Raw genomic sequence first — 21,218 nt, 5'->3', positions numbered from 1 at the left:
ACTTAGCTGTTTTTTCGTTTTTGCACTTGTATACTAAACTCCTTTTCATACTTCTTACCATTTATATAGAAATCCCCCCATATTTTATATGTTCCTTCTTCTGGAAATGTAATACGATATTGTAATTGCTCATCCGTATCAACAGGAATGGCATATAAAAAATGTCCCCTCGTTTCATCAACGATATATAGCGCGTTGACTTCGCCTCTCCCTGAATTTAATTTCAGCTTTTCTCCCTTTTTCGCTTGAAACTGAAATGTTAATGTCGTTGCCTCATTCGGATGTAATGCACCAAATAAAAGAGACACTTGATGCTCTCCTATATTTTTTGTAAGTACAGTATCGACAGGTAGCTTCTTTTTATTCTTGTCCTTGTTTGTCTCCTTTTTTTCTTCACCAAAATCTTTCTTAGCAAATGATTCCACGGACTTGTTTTCATTTTCATACAAAAATATCGTGTACCCTTCACCTTTTGCTACATCTGAAGATAGCTTATACGATCCATTTCCAGCAAATATAGGCTTCGTTTGTTGTATGTTTTTCAAATTCCCATCCACTATCACTGCTCGAATTTGATCGTTCACACCACGAACTTCATTATTCATTTTATTTAGCAATTGAAACGAAATATCGGCTTTTTCATTTCCCTTTTTATTTTTCACATCCCATTTCACTTCTTGAACATCTCCGGTCGTTTCTACAGTTTCTTGATATTTTTTTATGTAAAATCCTCCTGCCACAATAAGTACTAGTGCAATAAGCCCAATGACAAGATTTTTCAAAATATCACCTACCATTTTTATTGTCTTTATCCATGCAAAACCTCTTAAATATATATTCTAGATTATGATTTATGAAATCCTCCTCTTTTGCACATATTACAAATAAAAAAGATTTTAATTGAAAGGAGTCGTAGTGTATAATGCAAATGATATTGATTTCTATCAATACATTATAAGGAGGATTTTTCATGAGTGTACATATTGAAGCAAAACAAGGCGAAATTGCTGAATCTATTCTATTACCTGGTGATCCATTACGTGCAAAATATATTGCTGAAACATTTTTAGAGGATGTTACTTGTTATAATAACGTGCGTGGCATGTTAGGTTTCACTGGAACTTACAAAGGAAAGCGTGTATCTGTTCAAGGTACAGGCATGGGTGTTCCTTCTATTTCTATTTATGTAAACGAATTAATTCAAAGCTACGGAGTAAAAAATTTAATTCGTGTTGGGACATGTGGTGCAATTCAAAAAGATGTTAAGGTACGTGACGTTATTATTGCGATGACGGCTTGTACAGATTCTAATATGAATCGCTTAACATTCCCGGGTTTTGATTTTGCTCCTGCTGCAAACTTTGATCTTTTAAAGAAAGCCTACGATGCTGGAACAGAAAAAGGATTACACGTTCGTGTTGGTAACGTATTAACAGCGGATGTATTTTATCGTGAGAGCATGGACATGGTTAAAAAACTTGGAGATTACGGTGTATTAGCAGTAGAGATGGAGACGACTGCTCTTTACACATTAGCAGCTAAATATGGTGTAAATGCATTATCTGTATTAACAGTAAGCGACCATATCTTCACTGGTGAAGAAACAACATCTGAAGAGCGTCAAACTACATTTAACGAAATGATTGAAATCGCTTTAGATGCAGCAATTCAGCAATAGTACACTAAAGAACTCGTCATACGTCTGGCGAGTTCTTTTTTATGCTAAAATACTTCTATAGTCACTGTACCGTCTCTTTATGTGACTTTCTATAAAAAACTACTTTAGAGAGAGACAGATTTATCCCCTCTACTTTTTTGTAACCTTTGTTATAATTAAGAAATCATTTATATTACAGTATTTTTCATACGAGGTGAAACAGTGAAGAACAGAAGCATCGTCTTTAAACTATTTTTATTAACATCAACTTTATTTACAATCATATTTCTCCTTTTTTTCCTTGGACAATCTCTATTTTTAGAGAAGTTTTATATTAATAAAAAAATAAAAACCGTTCAAACGGCTTTTGAAAAATTCGTAGATAATTACGAAAAAAGCGACAAAAGTTTTGAGGAAATCAGAAAGCTAAAACAAGAATTTCACGATAAAACGAATGCTGAAATGCAATTTTTAGATTCTAACGGCATTATTAAAAGTGAAAACAATTACTACATTGAGGTAATTAACCCTAATAACAATAAAACCTATTCCATCCCACTTAATAACCTTTTAACACCCGAAGAATATAATAAATTCGAAAATTTAGGCTTAAAAAAAGAGGGCATGATTCACGTAGAGGGATTTTTACAAGATAATATAATAACGCCACTAGAACTGACGACTAATTATAATCGATGGCGAAATGAAAATGTCAATTCGGATTTTCAATCCATTAATGGCAACCCTTCTAAAAATAGACTTACAAACCGATACAAAACTGCGACTCAAATTGATTTTACTGGTATTGTATCTAAGTTACAGCTTCCATCAAAAGCCGAGGTTCGTCTTGCAAATGATTTTGAAACATTACAAGCCGTTCAATATTTTGCAGAGATTATTAGAAATGGCACTGCTAACTCGCAGCAATTAAACACTTATATACTAGATGGCGGAGAGAATATAAAAAATAGTATCTTTGTAAAACCTATTATGGAAAACGGAAAAATTAAGGATTACGCTTTTGTGATAGCATCTTTACAACCTGTTAATGAAGCGATGCTCGTTTTAAAAGATTATTATGTCTATGCCTTAATTATCGTGTTTCTCGTTATTATTTTGTTATCCTTCTACTACTCAAAAATCATTGTTAAACCATTAATTAAGATAAATCGTGTTACAAAAAAAATGGCCAACTTTGATTTTAGCGAGAAGTTACCTGTTACAGCAGACGATGAAATTGGCGGGTTATCAAGTGGTATTAATACACTCTCTGTAAATTTAAAAGATCGAATCGACCGATTAAATGTTGCCAATACAAAATTACAACAAGATATTGAACGCGAACGTCAATTGGAAAAAACGAGAAAAGAATTCATTTCTGGTGTATCTCATGAATTAAAAACACCACTTAGTGTTATTCGTAGCTTCGCTGAAGGTATTCAAGATGGCGTAAGTAAAGATACGACATATTATACAAATGTTATTTTGGAAGAGACAGATAATATGAACAGGCTCATTGTTGAAATGTTAGAATTAGCAAAACTAGAATCAGGTACGTACAAACTAGAAATGTCGACATTCTCGATCGGTGAATTAATTCAACAAGTCTATACAAAATTATTATTTAGCATGGAGGAAAAACATTTACAAGTGGACATCCATGCTGACTCTTCTCTATTTGTTAAAGCAAATCGTAGCCGTATTGAGCAAGTCGTTGTAAACTTACTTAGCAATGCAATTCGCTATACTCCAGATGGTGAAAAAATACACGTCTCTGTTATAGAAACGGAAGATACAGTGAAAATCAAAATTGAAAACACAGGTAATCCTATTCCAGAAGAAAGCCTTGAAAAAATTTGGGATCGCTTCTACCGTTTAGACGCTTCTCGTAGCCGTCATACTGGGGGTACTGGCCTTGGGTTATCCATTGTGAAAAACATTTTAGATCTCCATCACGCTGAATACGGCGTGTATAATACCACTAATAGCGTTGTATTTTATTTTAATTTACAAAAAGTAAAAGAAGTCAAATAATTTGTCTTAATTTCACTAGGAGTTCACATGAAATTCACACTCTCCCTTTATAGTAAGAAACAAGTTAATCCTTTCCTTTACACATATAAAAGAGGAGAGTGCGTGAAATGAAACAAGCAGGACAACCTATTCAAAATGAAAAACAATTAGAAACTATCAAAAATATACTTTTACAATCTTCGAAACGTGATGGCTTATTATTCGTATTAGCTGTAAATTCTGGCTTAAAAGTAAGTGAAATCTTACAATTAAAAGTTAGTGATGTAATCGATGAAGACGAAAATGTTCGCCATTCCATTTTATTTTACAATGAAAAAGTAAAGAAACATAAATGGTTTGCTGTAAATGAAGACTTACAGCACGCAATCGAAGACTACATGAAAGAACGTAAAACTTGGAAACGTAATGAACCATTATTAAAGTCTCAAAAAGGAACAAAGTCTATTACGAGACAACATGCATGGTACATTTTAAACAAAGCTGCAAAAGAAGTTGGATTAGAAGGGATTAGCTCACATACACTTCGAAAAACTTGGGGCTATTGTGCATACAAATCAGGTGTTGATATTGCATTTTTACAACACTTCTTTGATCACAGTACTCCATCCAAAACTTTAAAGTATATCGGTATTGCTTAATAACTCTTATACATAAAAAGGTTACCATTTGTAAATTTGGTAACCTTTTTTATGTTTCATATTCTCTTTTCTTGTCTCTCCTATACTGTAGTGGTACTCTAATAGTAAGGGGGAGAAATTATGAACACATTAACAATTGAATTACCGAAAGAAACGGCTGAAAAACTTGATTTATTAAAGAAATCTTATGAAAAGAAAACAGGTGCTACAATTTCTGAAAGCACTCTCGTTCAAACACTTATCTCAAAGGAATTTATCCAAGCGATAACTCCTTTTGATTTACAACAAATCATCAATGGAAAAGAACAGCAGTAATTGCTGTTCTTTTTTTATTTATTTTCAAAATATCAAAAGTTTTTTATTTATTTTCCGAAAAACTATTGACTATGATAATGATAACCATTATCATTTATTACGAAGCCAACAATTGATGAATCAACCAAACGCTCAGTAACATTGTTACCCCTCTTTTTCATATAGAAAAGCACTGTACATTCCCCCTGTTTGTACAGTGCTTTTCTTGTTTGTATTTATTCAAACAAATTTAATTGCTCAGGCTTCGGCTCACCATATGTAATGTTCATCATTTTCATAAGCTGTTTCGCATTATCCGCTGCATCTCCGCCCGAATTATTATTAAACAATACAAATATATCCTTCGTCTTCTTTTTCAATCGCTCTAATCGTTCTACCCATTCCGCCAATTCTTTACTATTATAACGATATAAACAGCGAACCGCTCTCCAATTTTCTCCTTTATCCAGCCAACCATGAACATTTCGACCATGAAAACGTATTAACGCCATGTCCGAGTTTGTTGCCTCTAATATAAGCGGTACTGATCCTATTCCAGCCTGAGGCTCATCGCAAATTGTATGAATCCAGTTTTCTTTTTCCAAAAACTGTAACGTCTTATCTCTCATTTCTGGATAAAACCATGTTTGATTTCGAAATTCTATTGCACATGGTAAATCTTCCATTTTTTCTTTCGTGTATCGAAGTAAATCTACATTTTTCACTTTACAATCAAACCATGGTGGATATTGAAATAAAATCATTTTTAATTTATTTGCTTCTATTAAAGGAAGAATGGATTGTTTATACACATCAAACATCTCATCGAACGTAGAAAAAGGGATTTCCCCTTTCATATGTCCTGTCATTCCTTGATAGGCTTTTACTATAAAAGAAAAATCTTTCGGCGTTTCCATCGCCCATTTTGTATAATTCCGCGCAGGTTGTATCGCATAAAATGAACTATCTACTTCCACAATGGGAAAATGTTCACTATAAGTTCGCAATTTATTTCTATTTTCATAGGGATTTATATATAAAGAATCATGATCTCCCCACCCTGTCACTCCAATGAAAAGCAAATATATCCCTCCCTTTTTAACTTCACCTTCTATCCATTCTACTCACTTCCCGGACATTTCAGCTAATCAATTTCATTAAGTAGCCCCTACTTTAAGAGTATCCGTATAAAAATATGATATACTAAATGGAAGAATTTTTAAATTGAGGGGTTATTTATTTATGCTTCCAAACGATGATATTGTATCTCATGAAAAACGAATAGAAGAACTAGAAAATAAAGTGCGGTTATATGAAGAGCTTGTGAATCAATTACCACATCATTTCACATACAAAAATCCACATATTGGTTTACAAATAAAGAAAACGAGAACGACTCATTCCATTCAAAACATACAAAAAGAGAATAAAAAGGCTGATTTTCAACTTACTTGCGATTCATTATTTTTATTTGAACAACTTGAAACATACTTTGTTCATATTTTTGATGCTTTTTCACATCATGTCACCTTTGTTGATAGTAAAGGAAATATAACTTTATGTAATCAAGCTGCAGCAGATGATTTTGGTGTAGTACGAAATGATATAATTGGAAAGCCAATTCAACAATTACTAAACTTGCCAGAAGAACAAATTAAAGCGATTGAAACATTAAGAACAGGAACAGAAATATATAATGAAGAAGTGTTAGACAAAAACTATGGTATTTTAAACAATCGAATTATTCGAGATTATAACGGAGAGATTTTTAGAGTTATTAGTGTCTTCCATTATTTAAACACAGAACGTGATGCAGAAAAATTTTCATTAGCAGGACGAATCGCAGCTGGGATTGCTCATGAAGTACGAAATCCCCTTACAACGGTACGTGGATACTTGCAATTTCTACAAGATAACGTTTCTCCATCCAATAAAGAATTGTTTAAAAGTCTACTCATTCCTGAACTAGATCGTGCAAATAGTATTATCACAAAATTTTTAGCCATTTCAAAAACGCGTGAATTTACTAGAGAACCTTTTCCCATCAATACGTTTTTACGCGAATATATTCAACAACTACTTGCTAGTGAAGTTTTTTTGCACAACATTTCTATTGACTATGATTTTTCTACCGAATTAGATGGTGTACTCGTCAATATTGATCGCCATGAACTCGTGCAAGTTTTTTTAAATTTATTTCAAAATGCTGTCGACGCTCAAGGTGAAGAACCTCTTTCTATTCAAATTACTAGTTATCGCTTAGATAATTTTGTCCGTATTACTTTCAAAGATAATGGAACCGGCATTCCTCCATCTATTCAAGAATATATATTTGATCCGTTTTTCTCTACAAAAGACTCAGGAACGGGACTGGGATTATCAGTAACGAAGAAAATTATTCAAAATCATAATGGTACATTAAAAGTTACTAGTAATCACAGTGGGACAACTTTTACAATATCTATCCCATCGTTGCCCAAAAGAGATAGTTAAAGTGTCGATAAACAAAAACAGTGGGGGCAGTTTTTAACTGCCCCACTGTTTTTGTTTAACTCATCATTTTCCTAAAAAACTATACAAAATGAAACTTTAATCAGCGTTTTTTGCATCTCCTACTGCTTATTAACCCTAACTAATCAGCCTTTTGCTAGATAGAAATCTTTCAATCTCTTTAATTCCCCTTACTAAGTAGGTAAAACCCTTATTTTTTTTGAAATAGTAGTTTGTCCATCACGAATTTAGTTTTATTTTCATTTTATTATATTGAGACTATTTATTCTATAAAAGAAAGGAATGAAAAGATGAACAATAAAAATAGAGGGAAAGTATTCTTCGGTAACGATTGTTGCGAAGTCCGGGCTTGTAGTTTTATTAACATCTCTAAATCTGAACTTAAAGAATTTATTAAAATCCTTCAAGCTCTTGGACAAAATATTAAAGATATATTCCAAAATCCTTCTCAAAGTAATATTGATAAACTTATAGCTACCCTAGATAATCTACAAAAATCCCTCAAATGTTTAGACTTATCACCTGCACAAGAAAAAATCGGAACTTCTATTATTACTCACCTATTAACTATTCTAAAAACAAAACCTTTCTCGTGCGGAGCATTATACGTTGAACTGCAAAGCCTGCTTAATTTTTTACTGTATATCGCTAAGTTATTTAAAGTTAATTGCTGTACTATAGACAAACTTATTAAGCTGATTATAGAAATCCAAACCATTTTAGTTAAATATGGCTCTGGTTGCCTTGGTGGAGGTGCTACTGGTGCTACCGGCGCTACTGGACCTCAAGGACTTCGTGGGGCTACCGGTGCTACTGGAACTCAAGGACTTCGTGGCGTTACTGGCGCTACCGGCGCTACTGGAACTCAAGGACTTCGTGGGGCTACTGGCGCTACCGGCGCTACTGGACCTCAAGGGCTTCGTGGCGTTACTGGCGCTACTGGACCTCAAGGACTTCGTGGCGTTACTGGCGCTACCGGCGCTACTGGACCTCAAGGACTTCGTGGGGCTACTGGTGCTACCGGCGCTACTGGACCTCAAGGACTTCGTGGCGTTACTGGTGCTACCGGCGCTACTGGACCTCAAGGACTTCGTGGGGCTACTGGCGCTACCGGCGCTACTGGACCTCAAGGACTTCGTGGCGTTACTGGTGCTACCGGCGCTACTGGACCTCAAGGACTTCGTGGGGCTACCGGTGGGACCTCAAGGACTTCGTGGCGTTACCGGGCGCTACTGGACCTCAAGGACTTCGTGGGGCTACTGGCGCTACCGGCGCTACTGGACCTCAAGGGCTTCGTGGCGTTACTGGCGCTACTGGACCTCAAGGACTTCGTGGCGTTACTGGCGCTACCGGCGCTACTGGACCTCAAGGACTTCGTGGGGCTACTGGCGCTACCGGCGCTACTGGACCTCAAGGACTTCGTGGCGTTACTGGTGCTACCGGCGCTACTGGACCTCAAGGACTTCGTGGGGCTACTGGCGCTACCGGCGCTACTGGACCTCAAGGACTTCGTGGGGCTACTGGCGCTACCGGCGCTACTTCAAGGACTTCGTGGCGTTACTGGCGCTACCGGCGCTACTGGACCTCAAGGACTTCGTGGCGTTACTGGTGCTACCGGCGCTACTGGACCTCAAGGACTTCGTGGCTACTGGTGCTACTTCGTGGCGTGGGTGCTACTGGCGCTACTGGCGCTACCGGCGCTACTGGACCTCAAGGACTTCGTGGGGCTAACCGGCGCTACTGGACTTTCGTGGCGTTACTGGCGCTACCGGCGCTACTGGAACTCAAGGACTTCGTGGGGCTACTGGCGCTACCGGCGCTACTGGACCTCAAGGACTTCGTGGCGTTACTGGTGCTACCGGCGCTACTGGACCTCAAGGACTTCGTGGCGTTACTGGCGCTACCGGCGCTACTGGACCTCAAGGACTTCGTGGGGCTACTGGCGCTACCGGCGCTACTGGACCTCAAGGACTTCGTGGCGTTACTGGTGCTACCGGCGCTACTGGACCTCAAGGACTTCGTGGCGTTACTGGTGCTACCGGCGCTACCGGCGCTACTGGACCTCAAGGACTTCGTGGCGTTACTGGTGCTACCGGCGCTACTGGACCTCAAGGACTTCGTGGGGCTACTGGACCATCGGGCAAACCACTCCCTGTAACTATAGCAGCAATAGGAAATTCTAATCCACAAACTATATCACCTGGAACGAACATCCAATTTAATCAAGTTTTCGAACTAAATAATCTCATTTTTAATGACAATTCAGATACTTTAACTATTTTAGAAACAGGAGTATACGATATTAGTTTCTCAGCATCTACAACCTTCCCGGGTTCTTCACCATTTGGATTCGGTATTTCATTCAACGGTCAACCACCTACTCGTAATTTTTCAACTAACGTTATCGGTAGTGCGGTTTCTTTCTCCACAATTGTTACTTTAACAGCTGGTACAACAATCTCTGTACAACCTACAGTAAATACTATTTCCATCCCTAACACTGGTGACACAACAGCTACACTATCAGTCTTCCGAATTTACTAATTTTAGTTTTCATTTTATTTTTGAACGACCAAGAATGTTTGATTTATAGTAATTTGTATTATTTTGATTGTATGTTAAATCTTTCTTTTAATAAAAAGGAGCACTTATTTTGGAGGATAAGTGCTCCTTCTTTACGTTTCTTTACTTCAAATTTACTCTAGCTTAATCCTCTTTTTGTATGATGAATAGTGAAGACAAAGACATGAAAGAGGGATGACAATGCGAATTATATCACTGACACGTTTTTGGTTTGTTCTTATGGTATGCATAATTTTATGTATAGGGTTTCTTTTAACTCTAAACTATTCAAATGTTTCAAAAGCAGAAAGAAAAACAATTCCATACGAACTTCTGTATACAAAACCAAACAACATCCCGTATTCCTCTTCCACACAAAATGAAAAAAAAGTTATAAAAGGAATGCTTATTACAGAAGCTTCTAGTTATGAAAACCTACTTCAAATCGCTGAAACGATTAAAGATCAATATAAAAATAAAGACGTTGATGAAATAACACTCTCTATCCATAATGAAAATACTGGAAGTTTCGAAGAGGAATTGCCATATGAACCTATTAGTAAAGGAATAATAACCGTCACGTATGATTCTCAATCCTTCGGTAGGACCAATGTTACGCTAAATAAATAAACTGAAGCTTTAATCCGTGGCGCTTTTCCCATCCCCACGGATTATTAAGTTAAACCCATCAAATTTTTATAGGCAGCTCGATTCTCACCTAACTTCTTTTCTGTTGCCACATTTTGAACCGAGATAAAACCGCTCATTTCTCATAAAAAAGAGGCGAACTCGTTATTCGCCTCTTTTTTTACCAAAATGGAATCCACTCTTTCACTTTATCTATCCATTCATTTTGCTGTTCTTTTCTTTGTTGTTCCTCTTCTTTTCGTTTTTTCTCTTCTTCTTTCCTTCGTTTTTCTTCCTCAATCGTTTTTAATTGTTTTGTATAATCCGCCTCAGGTATTAGTGATAACTGAAATGCCTTTTGAGTTGGATTTCCATTCGCTTTCTTCATAATATCCCGGAACATTGTCGTTGTAATTTGGCTGCCTCCTGGCACATAATGCTCACTATCCGTTTTATCATACCCTACCCAAATCGCACCTACTAAATCCGGTGTGTATCCAACAAACCACGAATCCTTCGCACCAGTGCTTGGTCCATTTACAAGCTGGGTAGTCCCTGTCTTGCCTGCGGTATCGATATTATTAACTTTCGCTTTTTCACCTGTTCCCCTTTCAATAACACCTTTTAATAAGTATGTCATCTTTTGGGCAACTTTCTCGTTCGTCACACGAGTTTCTTTCTTATACCATTTTCCAATTGTTTCCCCTTCAGCATTTTGGATTTCTCTAATGGCATGAGCTTCTACTTGGACACCATCATTTGCAAGTGCGCTATACGCTTGAGCCATTACAAATGGTGAAGTCCCTACATGCATACCTCCTAAAGCAATCGGATACGTATGGTCTTCAGGCTCTAATGGAATACCAAACCGCTCTAAAGATTTCAATCCTTTATCTAATCCAATTTTCTCTAATAGCCAAACTGCTGAAACATTATATGACTTTGCCACCGCTTCATACATCGTCACATTACCATGGAACGTATGATCACTATTTTGTGGTGCATATTCTTTAATATTAAACGGTTCATCTTTTAAGACATCGTATACTTCATATCCTTGTTCTAACGCTGGTACATACACTGCAAGAGGCTTTAACGTTGAACCTGGCTGTCTTTTTAATTGTGTTGCATGATTAAACTGTAAAAATTGATAAGGACCTCTGCCTCCAACTAAAGCCGGAACACCGCCAGTTTTTGGATTCATAAGGACCACTCCAGTTTGCATAAGCTGATCTGAGCTACTATCTTTAAAATAACTATCATTATTCACAACATCTTCAACCGCTTGTTGTTTTTTCGAGTCAAGTTCCGTATAAATACGATAGCCACCTGCTAAAATTTCATTTTGTGTTAATTCATACTTGTCCATCGCTTCTCTAACAATATAATCTACGTATTGAGAATATTTCCCCTTATATTTATCGTCAACACCACGTCGTAATACAAGACCTGATTCTTTCTCCTGATTATATTGTTCTTCAGAAATATATCCTTGCTCCTTCATTAAACCTAATACGACATTACGTCTTTCAATTGATTTATTAAAGTTTTTATACGGCGAATACGCAGATGGCGCTTTAATTAATCCTGCAATCGTTGCAGCTTCTGAAATCGTTAAGTCTTTTACTTCTTTATCAAAATAAGATTTAGCTGCTCTTTTTATCCCCCAAGCACCTTCACCAAAATAAATTTGATTCATATACATTTCAACAATTTCATCTTTCGTATAAGTACGTTCTATTTTTTTCGTTAGAAAGTATTCCTTTATTTTACGCGAGAATGTACGGTCTTGCGTTAAAAATACATTTTTCGCAAGTTGTTGTGTAATTGTACTACCACCTGCCACAACTTCACCGGCTGTAATGTTCTTAAATACAGCACTTATAATTCCACTATAGTAAATACCATGATGACTAAAAAATTCCTTATCTTCTACTGCAACAATTGCTTGAACCATAATATCAGGAATATCTTTCCTTTTAACTCCTTCTGTTTTAGAAGAAGCTAATTTAGTCGCAACTTCATTATTTGCATCATAAATTAAAGTCGGTTGTGGAACAGCTTGTTTTAATTCAGATATATCTTGAATGGAAATTATTATATTTACAACAATAAATAGAGTAGCAAGTAAACTTCCCAATACAATTAATGAATTGCGTAGTTTCTTCCTCTTATTGAACCACTCAAGCGTTTTTTTAAAGTGAGTGTTCTTCAATTTCATTGGTTCACTTCCTTCATTTGTTTACACTTTTCTTTTTAAAAGGAAGAATATACCTCCTTTTAAATTTATTATAATAACGTAGTCGTTCCTATAGTGTAAAGCTTTTCTTTCACATTCATACTTTTTGCAAGAAAAGGACATTCTACAAGTAAGATATTCATTGTTGAGTATTAATATTATTAATACAACAATGAGAGTTATGTTAAGTTTTTGTAAACTTTTCGATAAAATGTTTTAAAAAACGACAGTTTTTTGTTAGAATTGATTAGCCAATATATTTTACATATATTACTTTTGTGGGGGTAACAATAATGGTCTTTAAATCAAAAAAAGATAAATTTTCTGAAATGCTTATGAACGTTTCCGAAAATTTAAAAGAAGGCGCGCAGTTTTTCGTGGAGTATAAAATTAAAAATGCTAGCGATTTAAAAGAGTTTTCTATGCGCATGAAAGAGTATGAGTCAAAAGGTGACTCATTCATTCACGAAATCATTATGGAGCTAAACAAAGCGTTTATTACTCCTATTGAACGTGAAGACATCCTACAACTTGCAATGAGTATGGATGATGTATTAGACGGATTAGATCACAGTGCTAGTCTATTCGAAATGTATTCTATTACAGAAGCTGATGAATACATGATTAAATTCGTTGAAGCAATTAATCAATGTGCGATTGAGATTGCAAATTCTGTTGAACTACTTTCTAAAAAGAAATTAGTCGATATTCGCACAAATGCGATCAAGATTAAGGATTACGAGTCACAATGTGATGATATTCGCCGTCATGCGATTAAGCACTTATTCTCTCGTGAGAAAGATCCGATTAAGATTATTCAATTTAAAGAGATTTACGAAGAGCTTGAAGAAGTAGCTGATAGCTGTCAAAGCGTTGCAAACGTATTAGAAACAATCATTATGAAGAACGCGTAAGGAGTTTGATCATGGATACACTCTTGATACTGACCGTTTTAGTAGTCATTTGCGCTTTAGCTTTTGACTTTATCAATGGATTTCACGATACAGCAAACGCTATTGCAACGGCTGTTTCAACGAAAGCTCTAAAGCCTAGACATGCAATTGTTATGGCAGCTATTATGAACTTTTTAGGTGCGATGACATTTACAGGTGTAGCAAAAACGATTACAAAAGATATTGTTGACCCGTTTGCCTTGCAAAATGGTTCTCTTGTAATTTTAGCTGCTTTGCTTGCGGCAATAGTCTGGAATTTGATCACTTGGTACTATGGCATTCCAAGTAGTTCTTCGCATGCAATCATTGGCGCAATCGCTGGTGCAGCAATTGCTGCTGCTGGTATTAGCTCATTAAACTATAAAGGGTTTATAAAAATTCTTGAAGCTTTAATCATTTCACCGATTATCGCTTTTGTTATTGGTTACATCGTATATAGTATTTTTAAAGTGGTATTTAAAAACTTTAACTTAACGAAAACGAACAAGAACTTCCGTATATTCCAGATTTTCACCGCTGCATTACAAGCTTATACGCACGGTACGAATGATGCACAAAAAGCAATGGGAATCATTACGATGGCTCTTATGGCCAATAACTATCATACTTCTGGCGATATCCCTTTCTGGGTACAATTATCTTGTGCAATCGCAATGGGTCTTGGTACTTCTGTCGGTGGTTGGAAAATTATTAAAACTGTCGGTGGACAAATTATGAAAATTCGTCCTGTAAATGGTGTAGCTGCCGATTTATCATCATCACTTGTTATTTTCGGCGCAACATTTATTCACTTACCGGTTAGTACGACGCACGTTATCTCTTCTTCTATTTTAGGAGTTGGTGCTTCACATCGCGTGAAAGGTGTAAAATGGGGAACTGCAAAACGCATGTTAATTACATGGGTTATTACACTTCCTATTTCAGCTTCTTTAGCTGCATTATTTTACTACTTATTACACTTAATCTTTTAATCAAAAGTCGTCTTCCTTATTTTTCTAGGAAGACGACTTTTTTGTGAACAAGCCTATTTCTTATTAAAAAGCGTGTATAATGATTGATGGATAAGTTATATAGAGGAGTTGGCAATTTTGGAATACATCATGTTACTTTTCATCGGATTAATCGCCGGGACAGTCGGGAGCCTAGTCGGACTTGGAGGCGGAATTATTATCGTTCCGTTATTAATTGGATTACACAGTTTATCACCACAACTCGCAGTAGGAACTTCTATGGTAACAGTCGTTTTTACAGGGCTGGCTTCTACCCTTACTTATATGAAACATAAACGGGTAGATTACAAAAGTGGACTTATTTTATTTATCGGGAGTGGCCCTGGTGGTATTATCGGATCATGGGCAAACAAATTTTTAAACCAAGATACATTTTCTTTATACTTTGGGATTTTTCTTATATTCGTCTCCATTCTTCTTATACTACGAGACAAATTGAAACCTCTTTCCCTATCAAATATGACTGTAATTAAGCGATCTTTTACAGATAACGAAGGAAATACTGTAGACTATCAATTTCCACCATTTCTCGCTATCTTTATTGCCTTTATAGTTGGATTTATATCCGGATTATTTGGAATCGGTGGTGGTGCCTTACTTGTGCCAGCGATGATGCTCCTTTTTGCGTTCCCAGCACACATTGCTGTAGCAACTTCAATGTTTATCGTATTTCTCTCAGCAATTGTAAGTTCTTTAACTCACATCTCTCTAGGAAATGTCAGCTGGGCTTATGCATTAATTCTTATTCCTGGTGCATGGATTGGCGGAAAAATCGGGGCTTATATTAACACAAAATTAAGCGGTAATGCAGTAATTAATTTATTACGTATCACATTAATTATTCTTGGAACTAGATTAATCATTACTTCATTTTTATAACGCGTTCTTTCTAGAATGCGTTTTTTCTTATACACATGAATATAAAAAGGCTCCTAGGAGAACAAATAAAACTAAACAAACACTTAATAGCATAAAATTTGAAATATGTAATTTCTTCAAGTAGATCACTCCTATAGCTATGACTGTTATCTTTATGATAGCGAAAAAACAGTTATCTTACAGTTACAAAGCGCTAACAATGCAAAATCATTTATTACAAATTTTATCCTTATATTTCATTTCTTTGTATAATCTATCGATTCAATAAAAAAAGATGTCATATTGACATCTTTTTAGTGAAGAAGTGACCATCCCATAAAGTCTTCATGTACCTGGCACGCCCTCTTATCGTTTCGATCATATAATTCAGCATAACTATCTGTTTCTTCATCATAAGCCATCGTATAAATAATTTGGCCGTCTATTTCAACGGATAAAACGACTCCACCTTTCATCTCTTCCACATGAATGATAGCATTCGCCGGAATTCTCATATCCGTCATCTTCATCGCATCTAACAATATACTAAACCCCCTACAGCGTATTCATTGCTAGTACTATTACACACTAAATAGTATACTACTGTAATAGCATACATTTCGTCAATGAAATTGCTGTTTAAAGAGCATATTGTCTTTATACATATACGCTAAAATATAAGAAATAGAAATGTTTTAATGGGGGGCTAACATTGATTCTACATAAGGGAGATGTATTATTCCGTCAAGGTGAGGACGGTCCATTATATTTTATAAAAACAGGTTTATTAAAAGTTATTCGGTTAGAAGAAGACGGAACACCATTTTTATTTAATATTATCGTTCCTGGTGAAACGATACCTCACCACTCTTTAATTTCACCGAAGGAATATCACGGTACAGCTATCGCTTTAATGAAAACAGAAGTGGAGCCTATAATTAGCAATGAATGGTACGACAAACTTCAGGCAAATCCTGCATCATATGAAAATATCGCTATACAATTACAATCGAAGTTAAGAATGATGCAACAGCGTATCGATCAATTGACAACTGTCTCTCCTAAAGAGCGCCTTCATCGTTTACAAGAGTGGTTCACCTTTTATTTAGGTGACATCCCTATTTATGAAATATTAACACAAACTGAAATTGGTCAGCTCATAGGTGTACGCCGCGAAACAGTAAATCGCTTACTTAGAGAACAAGCAAAAAACGAGGTAAAATAATACCTCGTTTTTCGCTTGGCAACGTTAACCTATTGTAAGCTTGCTGCGGGACCGAAAAATTCATAATGAATGTTCTCTTGTTTAACACCCAAATCAATTAATGCAGCATTTATATGTTTCATAAATGGTACTGGACCGCAGAAATAAAATTCTGCATCAGTCGTTGGAATAATAGTTTGTAACCATTCACGTTCAATGAATCCTTCTTGATCAAAATTCTTCATTTCCACATCTTGCTCTGTCGGTGAAGAATAGCAAGTATATGCTTTAACTTGTTCATACTCTTTTTCTACTGTCTCAACATGCTCTTTCATCGCATGTGTATTACTATTTATCGCCGCATGAACAAAGCATACATTACGCTTTGATTCTTGTTCAATTAACGTATTTAACATACTCATCATCGGTGTAATACCTACTCCACCACTAATTAGTACAACAGGTAATGTTGACTCCATATTTAATACGAAATCTCCCGCTGGTACACTTACTGGTAAGACATCCCCTTCCCCTACATGATCATGTAAGTAATTAGATACTTTACCATCTGGTGTATCTACACCTTTTTCTTTCTTTACACTAATACGATAATATTCTTTTCCTGGAGCATCAGACAAGCTATATTGACGATTATGTGTATATGTCTCACCTTTAATATTTATTTGAATCGTTACATATTGTCCTGGGATGAATGAAGAAACTTTCCCGCCATCTTCAGGTTTTAAATAAAATGATGTAATAACGTCGCTTTCCTTCACTTTTTTAACAATCACAAAGTTGCGGAAATCTTTCCATCCACCTTCTTTATGTGCAGCTTCTTCATACATACCCGCTTCAATGCTAATGAATGCATCAGCAATGACGCCATACGCTTCTCCCCATGCATTTAAAACTTCATCAGGTGCGCCTGCGACCTCTTTAATCGCTCGTAGTAAGCATGTACCTACTATTGGATAATGCTCTGCTTTAATACCTAAACTTCTATGCTTATGACCGATTTGTTTTACAACTGGAATAATAGCTTCTAAATTATCAATGTACATTGCAGCTGCATAAACAGCATTTGCTAATGCTTGTTGTTGTCTTCCTTTTTTCTGGTTCGTATGGTTGAAAATATTCAATAACTCCGGATGTTCCGAAAATAAAATTTGATAAAATCTCGTTGTAATCTCAACGCCTTTTTCTTGTAATAACGGTACTGTTGACTTTACGATTTCAATTGTTTTTGCACTTAACATTGTATCCCACTCCTCTATTTCCTTAACTGTTTTTAGTTTAACTGAATTGTATAATTCATATTGTGATTTTAATCACTATTAACATGGTGTTTTTGTGAAAAATATATGAACAATGCACATATTAAGTAAATTTTAATTAGCCATCATTAATAGTGCTCAAAAAAAAGCTAACTAGAATTCTAGCTAGCCTACTACTTCGTTTGTATTGCTTGTTCAATTACTTGTATATTCTGCCCATCTCCAAACTCGGTATACCCCCATACATTCGTCTCACCTTTATATTTATTTACAAGTATATCCAAGTCATGATATACGCGATGAGCATAGATTACATACTCCATATTCTGAAGCTCCACACCTTTTTTTACAATTTCATAACTTCTATTCACATCGCGTTTTATTTTTTCATTTTTTATTTCTTTATGTATATTTTTTAAAGAGGCTTCTTGCTCTTGAAACCATTGTTTAAAATGTTTCCAATCCCCATCTGTATATTTCTCTGCCTTGCCATAATTCAAGAAATTATTATAACTTTCATGTGTCGTACGAACAAAATCGAGTGTCTTCTTCTTCTCTTGCACCTCTTCTATTTGTGCTACTGTATTTACTCCAGCAGACTTATTCGCATAATATAATAGTACTTTCATAAGACTATAGCTCGCTATTGCCATCACAGTAATAGTTACCAATACACTTAACAATTTCTTCATATACAGAACCCCTTTTCTACTATGAATATTACAATGTACTGTTACACTTGTAACATTCTCTCGTAGAAATGTAATTCCTGTTTAAATCCTCCTTTTCATTTCGACACTATTTTTCTACAAACTTCTCCTTGGTAAATGCTCTTGTAAAACAACATAACCTTCATAAGCTGTATAACCGAGTATAGCCATTAATCCGATATAACAAGCAAATACTGTCCATTTCGTTTTCGTATCGACTTTATAATAATTTTCTTGTTGTTCCTTTTCTGTTTCCCATTCATTTAATTTTCTTTCTGACATTTCAAATGCTTCTCTTATATGAATTGTATGCATTTCTTTTTCATCTTCATATGGGACATAATCAAGTGGCTCAAATTTTGGTAAAAGGTACTCTAGCACTTCAATCTTTTGAAGTTCTCCTGTTTTTAATTCTTTTTCACGTTCTCTTTGTCTTAATACATTCATTTCATGGTGAATCATATAAATCGTTCGATGCACCGCACCAGTTTCTTTTAATTCCTCTTCAAGCCTAGCAACATATTCTTTCATTCCATCGATTTTATATCCTAATTCCTTAATCGGCTCATCTCTCTTTATTACTCTATATAGTTCCATACAGCCGATAATAAAAATAAATCCTCCTAAAATACTTTTGAAGTAAATAGAATAGCCGAGTAGTAAAACTAGCCCTGCCCCCCAAATTTTCGTGCTTACAACTGAAATTATTCGTCCACCATCTAATGGAGAAACTGGAATTAAGTTAAAGAAATTAATCATACTTCCAAGTAAAATAATAAGCGCCCAAAACGGCTCTTTCGTTATTATATACAGTGGGATCGCGGGTAAAAACGAAAGCAATCCGAAAAGAGGTCCCATATATGCAATGTAAGCTTCATCTTTTGCATTTTTCGGCATCTCTTTCATCCCAATAAGAGCTCCCATAAATGGTATGAAGATTGCTGGCGATGTTGGTATACCTTTCTTTCTCGCTGCCCATAAATGCCCCATCTCATGTACAAACAATAAATATACGAGTGCTACCCCAAACTTCCAACCATATATGACTGCGTATGCACCAAGCGATAAAAACATACTAAATACTGTTGAAAATTTTGCTAACTTAAAAATTGCAAATACCCATTTTAACTTAGATAGTAAAAATAACCCTATTGCAACGATAACTCCCCATAATCCTTTTTTATTATTTTTCATATTCCTCTCCTTTATCTCGCTTTATTGAGCCATATACACTCATCAAAACTTATTCTTTTTCTCTATTATGACATATTTTTTTCTATTGTTAGAAATAATGTTTATTACATCCATTTTTAGCCAAAAATAAAAATAAAAGGAGGTAAATACAAATGAAATTACAATCTCTTATGATAGGCGCTCTATCGTTTTTAGCTTCAACTCTTATTTTTTATACCGTCAGCTACGTATTATTATTAGATTGGTTGCCAAATCACTTATTTATAGCCCTTATTATTCTTTCTGCTCTTATGATTTCCTTTCTAATTACACGAAAATCAATGAATGAGCCATCTGCAAAAGCAAAATAATAGAGGGGATCTTTCCCCTCTATTATCATTTCCTAGGAAAGGCCATATAGACTTTATGATTCTTACTGCCCGCTATTTACGGGCAGTAAGAATCCCACCTCAAAATTCGGCTGGAGCAAAGAATTTAGGTAGGAGTCGTGCTAATAATCAGCGGGGGATGCCCCCACTGATTAAAATTTCACTTTATCTTTGTAAATTCATTTTTTCACCATACTCTTTAACAATTTGAATAATGTTTTGAAATGCTCCTACTTTTTCTTTCTTACTATTTAATATTTGTAAATCGTGATTATCATAATAGGTTTCTAGTGATTTTAATTGTGATTCTGAAGCATCTTTTATCGGAACAGTAACATTCAACTCATACTGTTTATACCCTTCCTTTACTTTTTCAGCTGAAATTATCTCACTCTCTTTTGCGCCAATTAATTTTTGAACCTTTTCCGGGAAAATTAATTGCAAATAATATTCTTGTTCCTTTGCTAACTTATTATATAGTGATTGTGAAATCGTATAACGTACTGTATAATTCATTTTTTGATCACCTGCTTTAATATGAAACGCAGTAATCTGCATGTCTTTTTTTGTTACTTCCGTTAAAGTACCTACCTGCATCTCATCTTCTTTTTGTTCTGAAATCTTTGGAAAGATAGCCAAAAGCTTTTCCGTATCTTTTTCGTTAAGCATATACATATCTTTCTTATATTGAATCCATCCTCGGCGATCTTCTCCTCTTAACCATGCATAATATGTTTCTTTTTTTCCATCACTACTAATTTGTATTTCATATTCTGGTTCACCAAAACTACCCGTTACTTCTTGTTTTTCCGCTTTGTTTATAATATCCACCACCAACTCCGCATCCATTTTCTTTAAATTTTTTTCTTCTTTACCTTTTTGCATAACAGTTACTTGTAATGGTTCTCTCATTTCATTCACTGTCTCCTCTACTTGTTTCGGTTCTTTCTTTTGCTCAGATTGACCACACGACGCGAGTAAAATAACACATAAAAACATTAAATATTTCCCTTTCAAATCGATTCTCCTTTTCCAATAAGAAATTCTTATAATCCTCATGCATAAAACAAAAACGTTATATT

The 21,218-nt window shown here is 35.4% G+C and carries 19 protein-coding genes and 1 pseudogene; 12 read left to right on the top strand and 8 right to left on the bottom strand.

Features of this window, described 5'->3' with window-relative positions:
- Positions 1-2 precede the first annotated feature (2 nt).
- On the bottom strand, positions 3-797 hold the full coding sequence (locus NSS97_RS07755; RefSeq protein WP_044438004.1) for a hypothetical protein: 795 nt from the start codon (positions 795-797) through the stop codon (positions 3-5).
- A gap of 173 nt (positions 798-970) precedes the next feature.
- Between NSS97_RS07755 and deoD the strand changes: the two genes are divergently transcribed.
- The 4 genes from deoD to NSS97_RS07735 all read left to right on the top strand — a co-directional run bounded on the left by deoD (position 971) and on the right by NSS97_RS07735 (position 4,644).
- On the top strand, positions 971-1,678 hold the full coding sequence (deoD, locus tag NSS97_RS07750; protein ID WP_000110707.1) for a purine-nucleoside phosphorylase: 708 nt from the start codon (positions 971-973) through the stop codon (positions 1,676-1,678).
- A gap of 201 nt (positions 1,679-1,879) precedes the next feature.
- Positions 1,880-3,691 (top strand): sensor histidine kinase, encoded by a 1,812-nt coding sequence (locus NSS97_RS07745; protein WP_107886952.1) that lies wholly within the window; start codon positions 1,880-1,882, stop codon positions 3,689-3,691.
- Positions 3,692-3,798: 107 nt separating this feature from the next.
- A complete protein-coding gene (locus tag NSS97_RS07740) occupies positions 3,799-4,329 on the top strand; it encodes a tyrosine-type recombinase/integrase (protein ID WP_000806230.1) in 531 nt (176 codons plus the stop codon).
- Between the two features lie 120 nt (positions 4,330-4,449).
- Positions 4,450-4,644 (top strand): DUF3924 family protein, encoded by a 195-nt coding sequence (locus NSS97_RS07735; protein ID WP_002011737.1) that lies wholly within the window; start codon positions 4,450-4,452, stop codon positions 4,642-4,644.
- 215 nt (positions 4,645-4,859) lie between these two features.
- On the opposite strand, the gene NSS97_RS07730 is transcribed toward NSS97_RS07735, so the two are convergent.
- Positions 4,860-5,705: a DUF72 domain-containing protein gene (locus tag NSS97_RS07730; RefSeq protein WP_002086674.1), complete on the bottom strand. Its 846-nt coding sequence runs from the start codon at positions 5,703-5,705 to the stop codon at positions 4,860-4,862.
- A gap of 160 nt (positions 5,706-5,865) precedes the next feature.
- On the opposite strand from NSS97_RS07730, the gene NSS97_RS07725 reads away from it, so the two are divergent.
- The 3 genes and pseudogenes from NSS97_RS07725 (at position 5,866) to NSS97_RS07715 (ending at position 10,326) form a co-directional block, all read left to right on the top strand.
- Positions 5,866-7,116: an ATP-binding protein gene (locus tag NSS97_RS07725; protein WP_107886953.1), complete on the top strand. Its 1,251-nt coding sequence runs from the start codon at positions 5,866-5,868 to the stop codon at positions 7,114-7,116.
- Between the two features lie 308 nt (positions 7,117-7,424).
- Positions 7,425-9,678 (top strand): annotated as a pseudogene (locus NSS97_RS07720) (Gly-Xaa-Xaa repeat protein).
- A gap of 219 nt (positions 9,679-9,897) precedes the next feature.
- Entirely contained in the window at positions 9,898-10,326 is a 429-nt protein-coding gene (locus tag NSS97_RS07715) for a hypothetical protein (RefSeq protein WP_107886955.1), read from the top strand.
- Between the two features lie 178 nt (positions 10,327-10,504).
- Here NSS97_RS07715 and NSS97_RS07710 read toward each other — a convergent pair whose 3' ends face one another.
- Positions 10,505-12,544, bottom strand: a complete 2,040-nt coding sequence (locus tag NSS97_RS07710) for a PBP1A family penicillin-binding protein (RefSeq protein ID WP_107886956.1) — start codon at positions 12,542-12,544, stop codon at positions 10,505-10,507.
- Between the two features lie 311 nt (positions 12,545-12,855).
- Between NSS97_RS07710 and NSS97_RS07705 the strand changes: the two genes are divergently transcribed.
- From NSS97_RS07705 to NSS97_RS07695, 3 genes are all read left to right on the top strand, one after another.
- A complete protein-coding gene (locus NSS97_RS07705; RefSeq protein ID WP_002086688.1) occupies positions 12,856-13,476 on the top strand; it encodes a DUF47 domain-containing protein in 621 nt (206 codons plus the stop codon).
- An 11-nt stretch (positions 13,477-13,487) separates the two neighbouring features.
- Complete coding sequence (locus tag NSS97_RS07700; protein WP_002126356.1) at positions 13,488-14,486, top strand: inorganic phosphate transporter; 999 nt, start codon at positions 13,488-13,490, stop codon at positions 14,484-14,486.
- Between the two features lie 117 nt (positions 14,487-14,603).
- Positions 14,604-15,404: a sulfite exporter TauE/SafE family protein gene (locus tag NSS97_RS07695; RefSeq protein WP_002086690.1), complete on the top strand. Its 801-nt coding sequence runs from the start codon at positions 14,604-14,606 to the stop codon at positions 15,402-15,404.
- 293 nt (positions 15,405-15,697) lie between these two features.
- Here the strand turns inward: NSS97_RS07695 and NSS97_RS07690 are convergent, their stop codons facing one another.
- Positions 15,698-15,925 (bottom strand): hypothetical protein, encoded by a 228-nt coding sequence (locus NSS97_RS07690; RefSeq protein WP_000883004.1) that lies wholly within the window; start codon positions 15,923-15,925, stop codon positions 15,698-15,700.
- 170 nt (positions 15,926-16,095) lie between these two features.
- On the opposite strand from NSS97_RS07690, the gene NSS97_RS07685 reads away from it, so the two are divergent.
- Positions 16,096-16,608 carry a Crp/Fnr family transcriptional regulator gene (locus tag NSS97_RS07685; protein WP_002086692.1) on the top strand — a complete coding sequence of 171 codons (513 nt, stop codon included), beginning with the start codon at positions 16,096-16,098 and terminating at the stop codon, positions 16,606-16,608.
- Positions 16,609-16,637: 29 nt separating this feature from the next.
- On the opposite strand, the gene hmpA is transcribed toward NSS97_RS07685, so the two are convergent.
- From hmpA to NSS97_RS07670, 3 genes are all read right to left on the bottom strand, one after another.
- Positions 16,638-17,846 carry an NO-inducible flavohemoprotein gene (gene hmpA / locus NSS97_RS07680; protein ID WP_107886957.1) on the bottom strand — a complete coding sequence of 403 codons (1,209 nt, stop codon included), beginning with the start codon at positions 17,844-17,846 and terminating at the stop codon, positions 16,638-16,640.
- A gap of 191 nt (positions 17,847-18,037) precedes the next feature.
- Positions 18,038-18,556: a hypothetical protein gene (locus tag NSS97_RS07675; protein WP_061688841.1), complete on the bottom strand. Its 519-nt coding sequence runs from the start codon at positions 18,554-18,556 to the stop codon at positions 18,038-18,040.
- Positions 18,557-18,670: 114 nt separating this feature from the next.
- Positions 18,671-19,768, bottom strand: coding sequence for a site-2 protease family protein (locus NSS97_RS07670; protein ID WP_002011667.1), 1,098 nt, complete (start codon positions 19,766-19,768; stop codon positions 18,671-18,673).
- A gap of 152 nt (positions 19,769-19,920) precedes the next feature.
- Here NSS97_RS07670 and NSS97_RS07665 point away from each other — a divergent pair, with 152 nt between their 5' ends.
- On the top strand, positions 19,921-20,118 hold the full coding sequence (locus NSS97_RS07665) for a hypothetical protein (protein WP_000776287.1): 198 nt from the start codon (positions 19,921-19,923) through the stop codon (positions 20,116-20,118).
- A 183-nt stretch (positions 20,119-20,301) separates the two neighbouring features.
- Here the strand turns inward: NSS97_RS07665 and NSS97_RS07660 are convergent, their stop codons facing one another.
- On the bottom strand, positions 20,302-21,153 hold the full coding sequence (locus NSS97_RS07660; protein WP_107886958.1) for a hypothetical protein: 852 nt from the start codon (positions 21,151-21,153) through the stop codon (positions 20,302-20,304).
- Positions 21,154-21,218: the final 65 nt, after the last annotated feature.

It is taken from the genome of Bacillus sp. FSL R12-0074 (assembly GCF_038005725.1).
GTDB lineage: Bacteria > Bacillota > Bacilli > Bacillales > Bacillaceae_G > Bacillus_A > Bacillus_A mycoides.
This window is presented reverse-complemented; position numbering and strand designations above follow the sequence as displayed.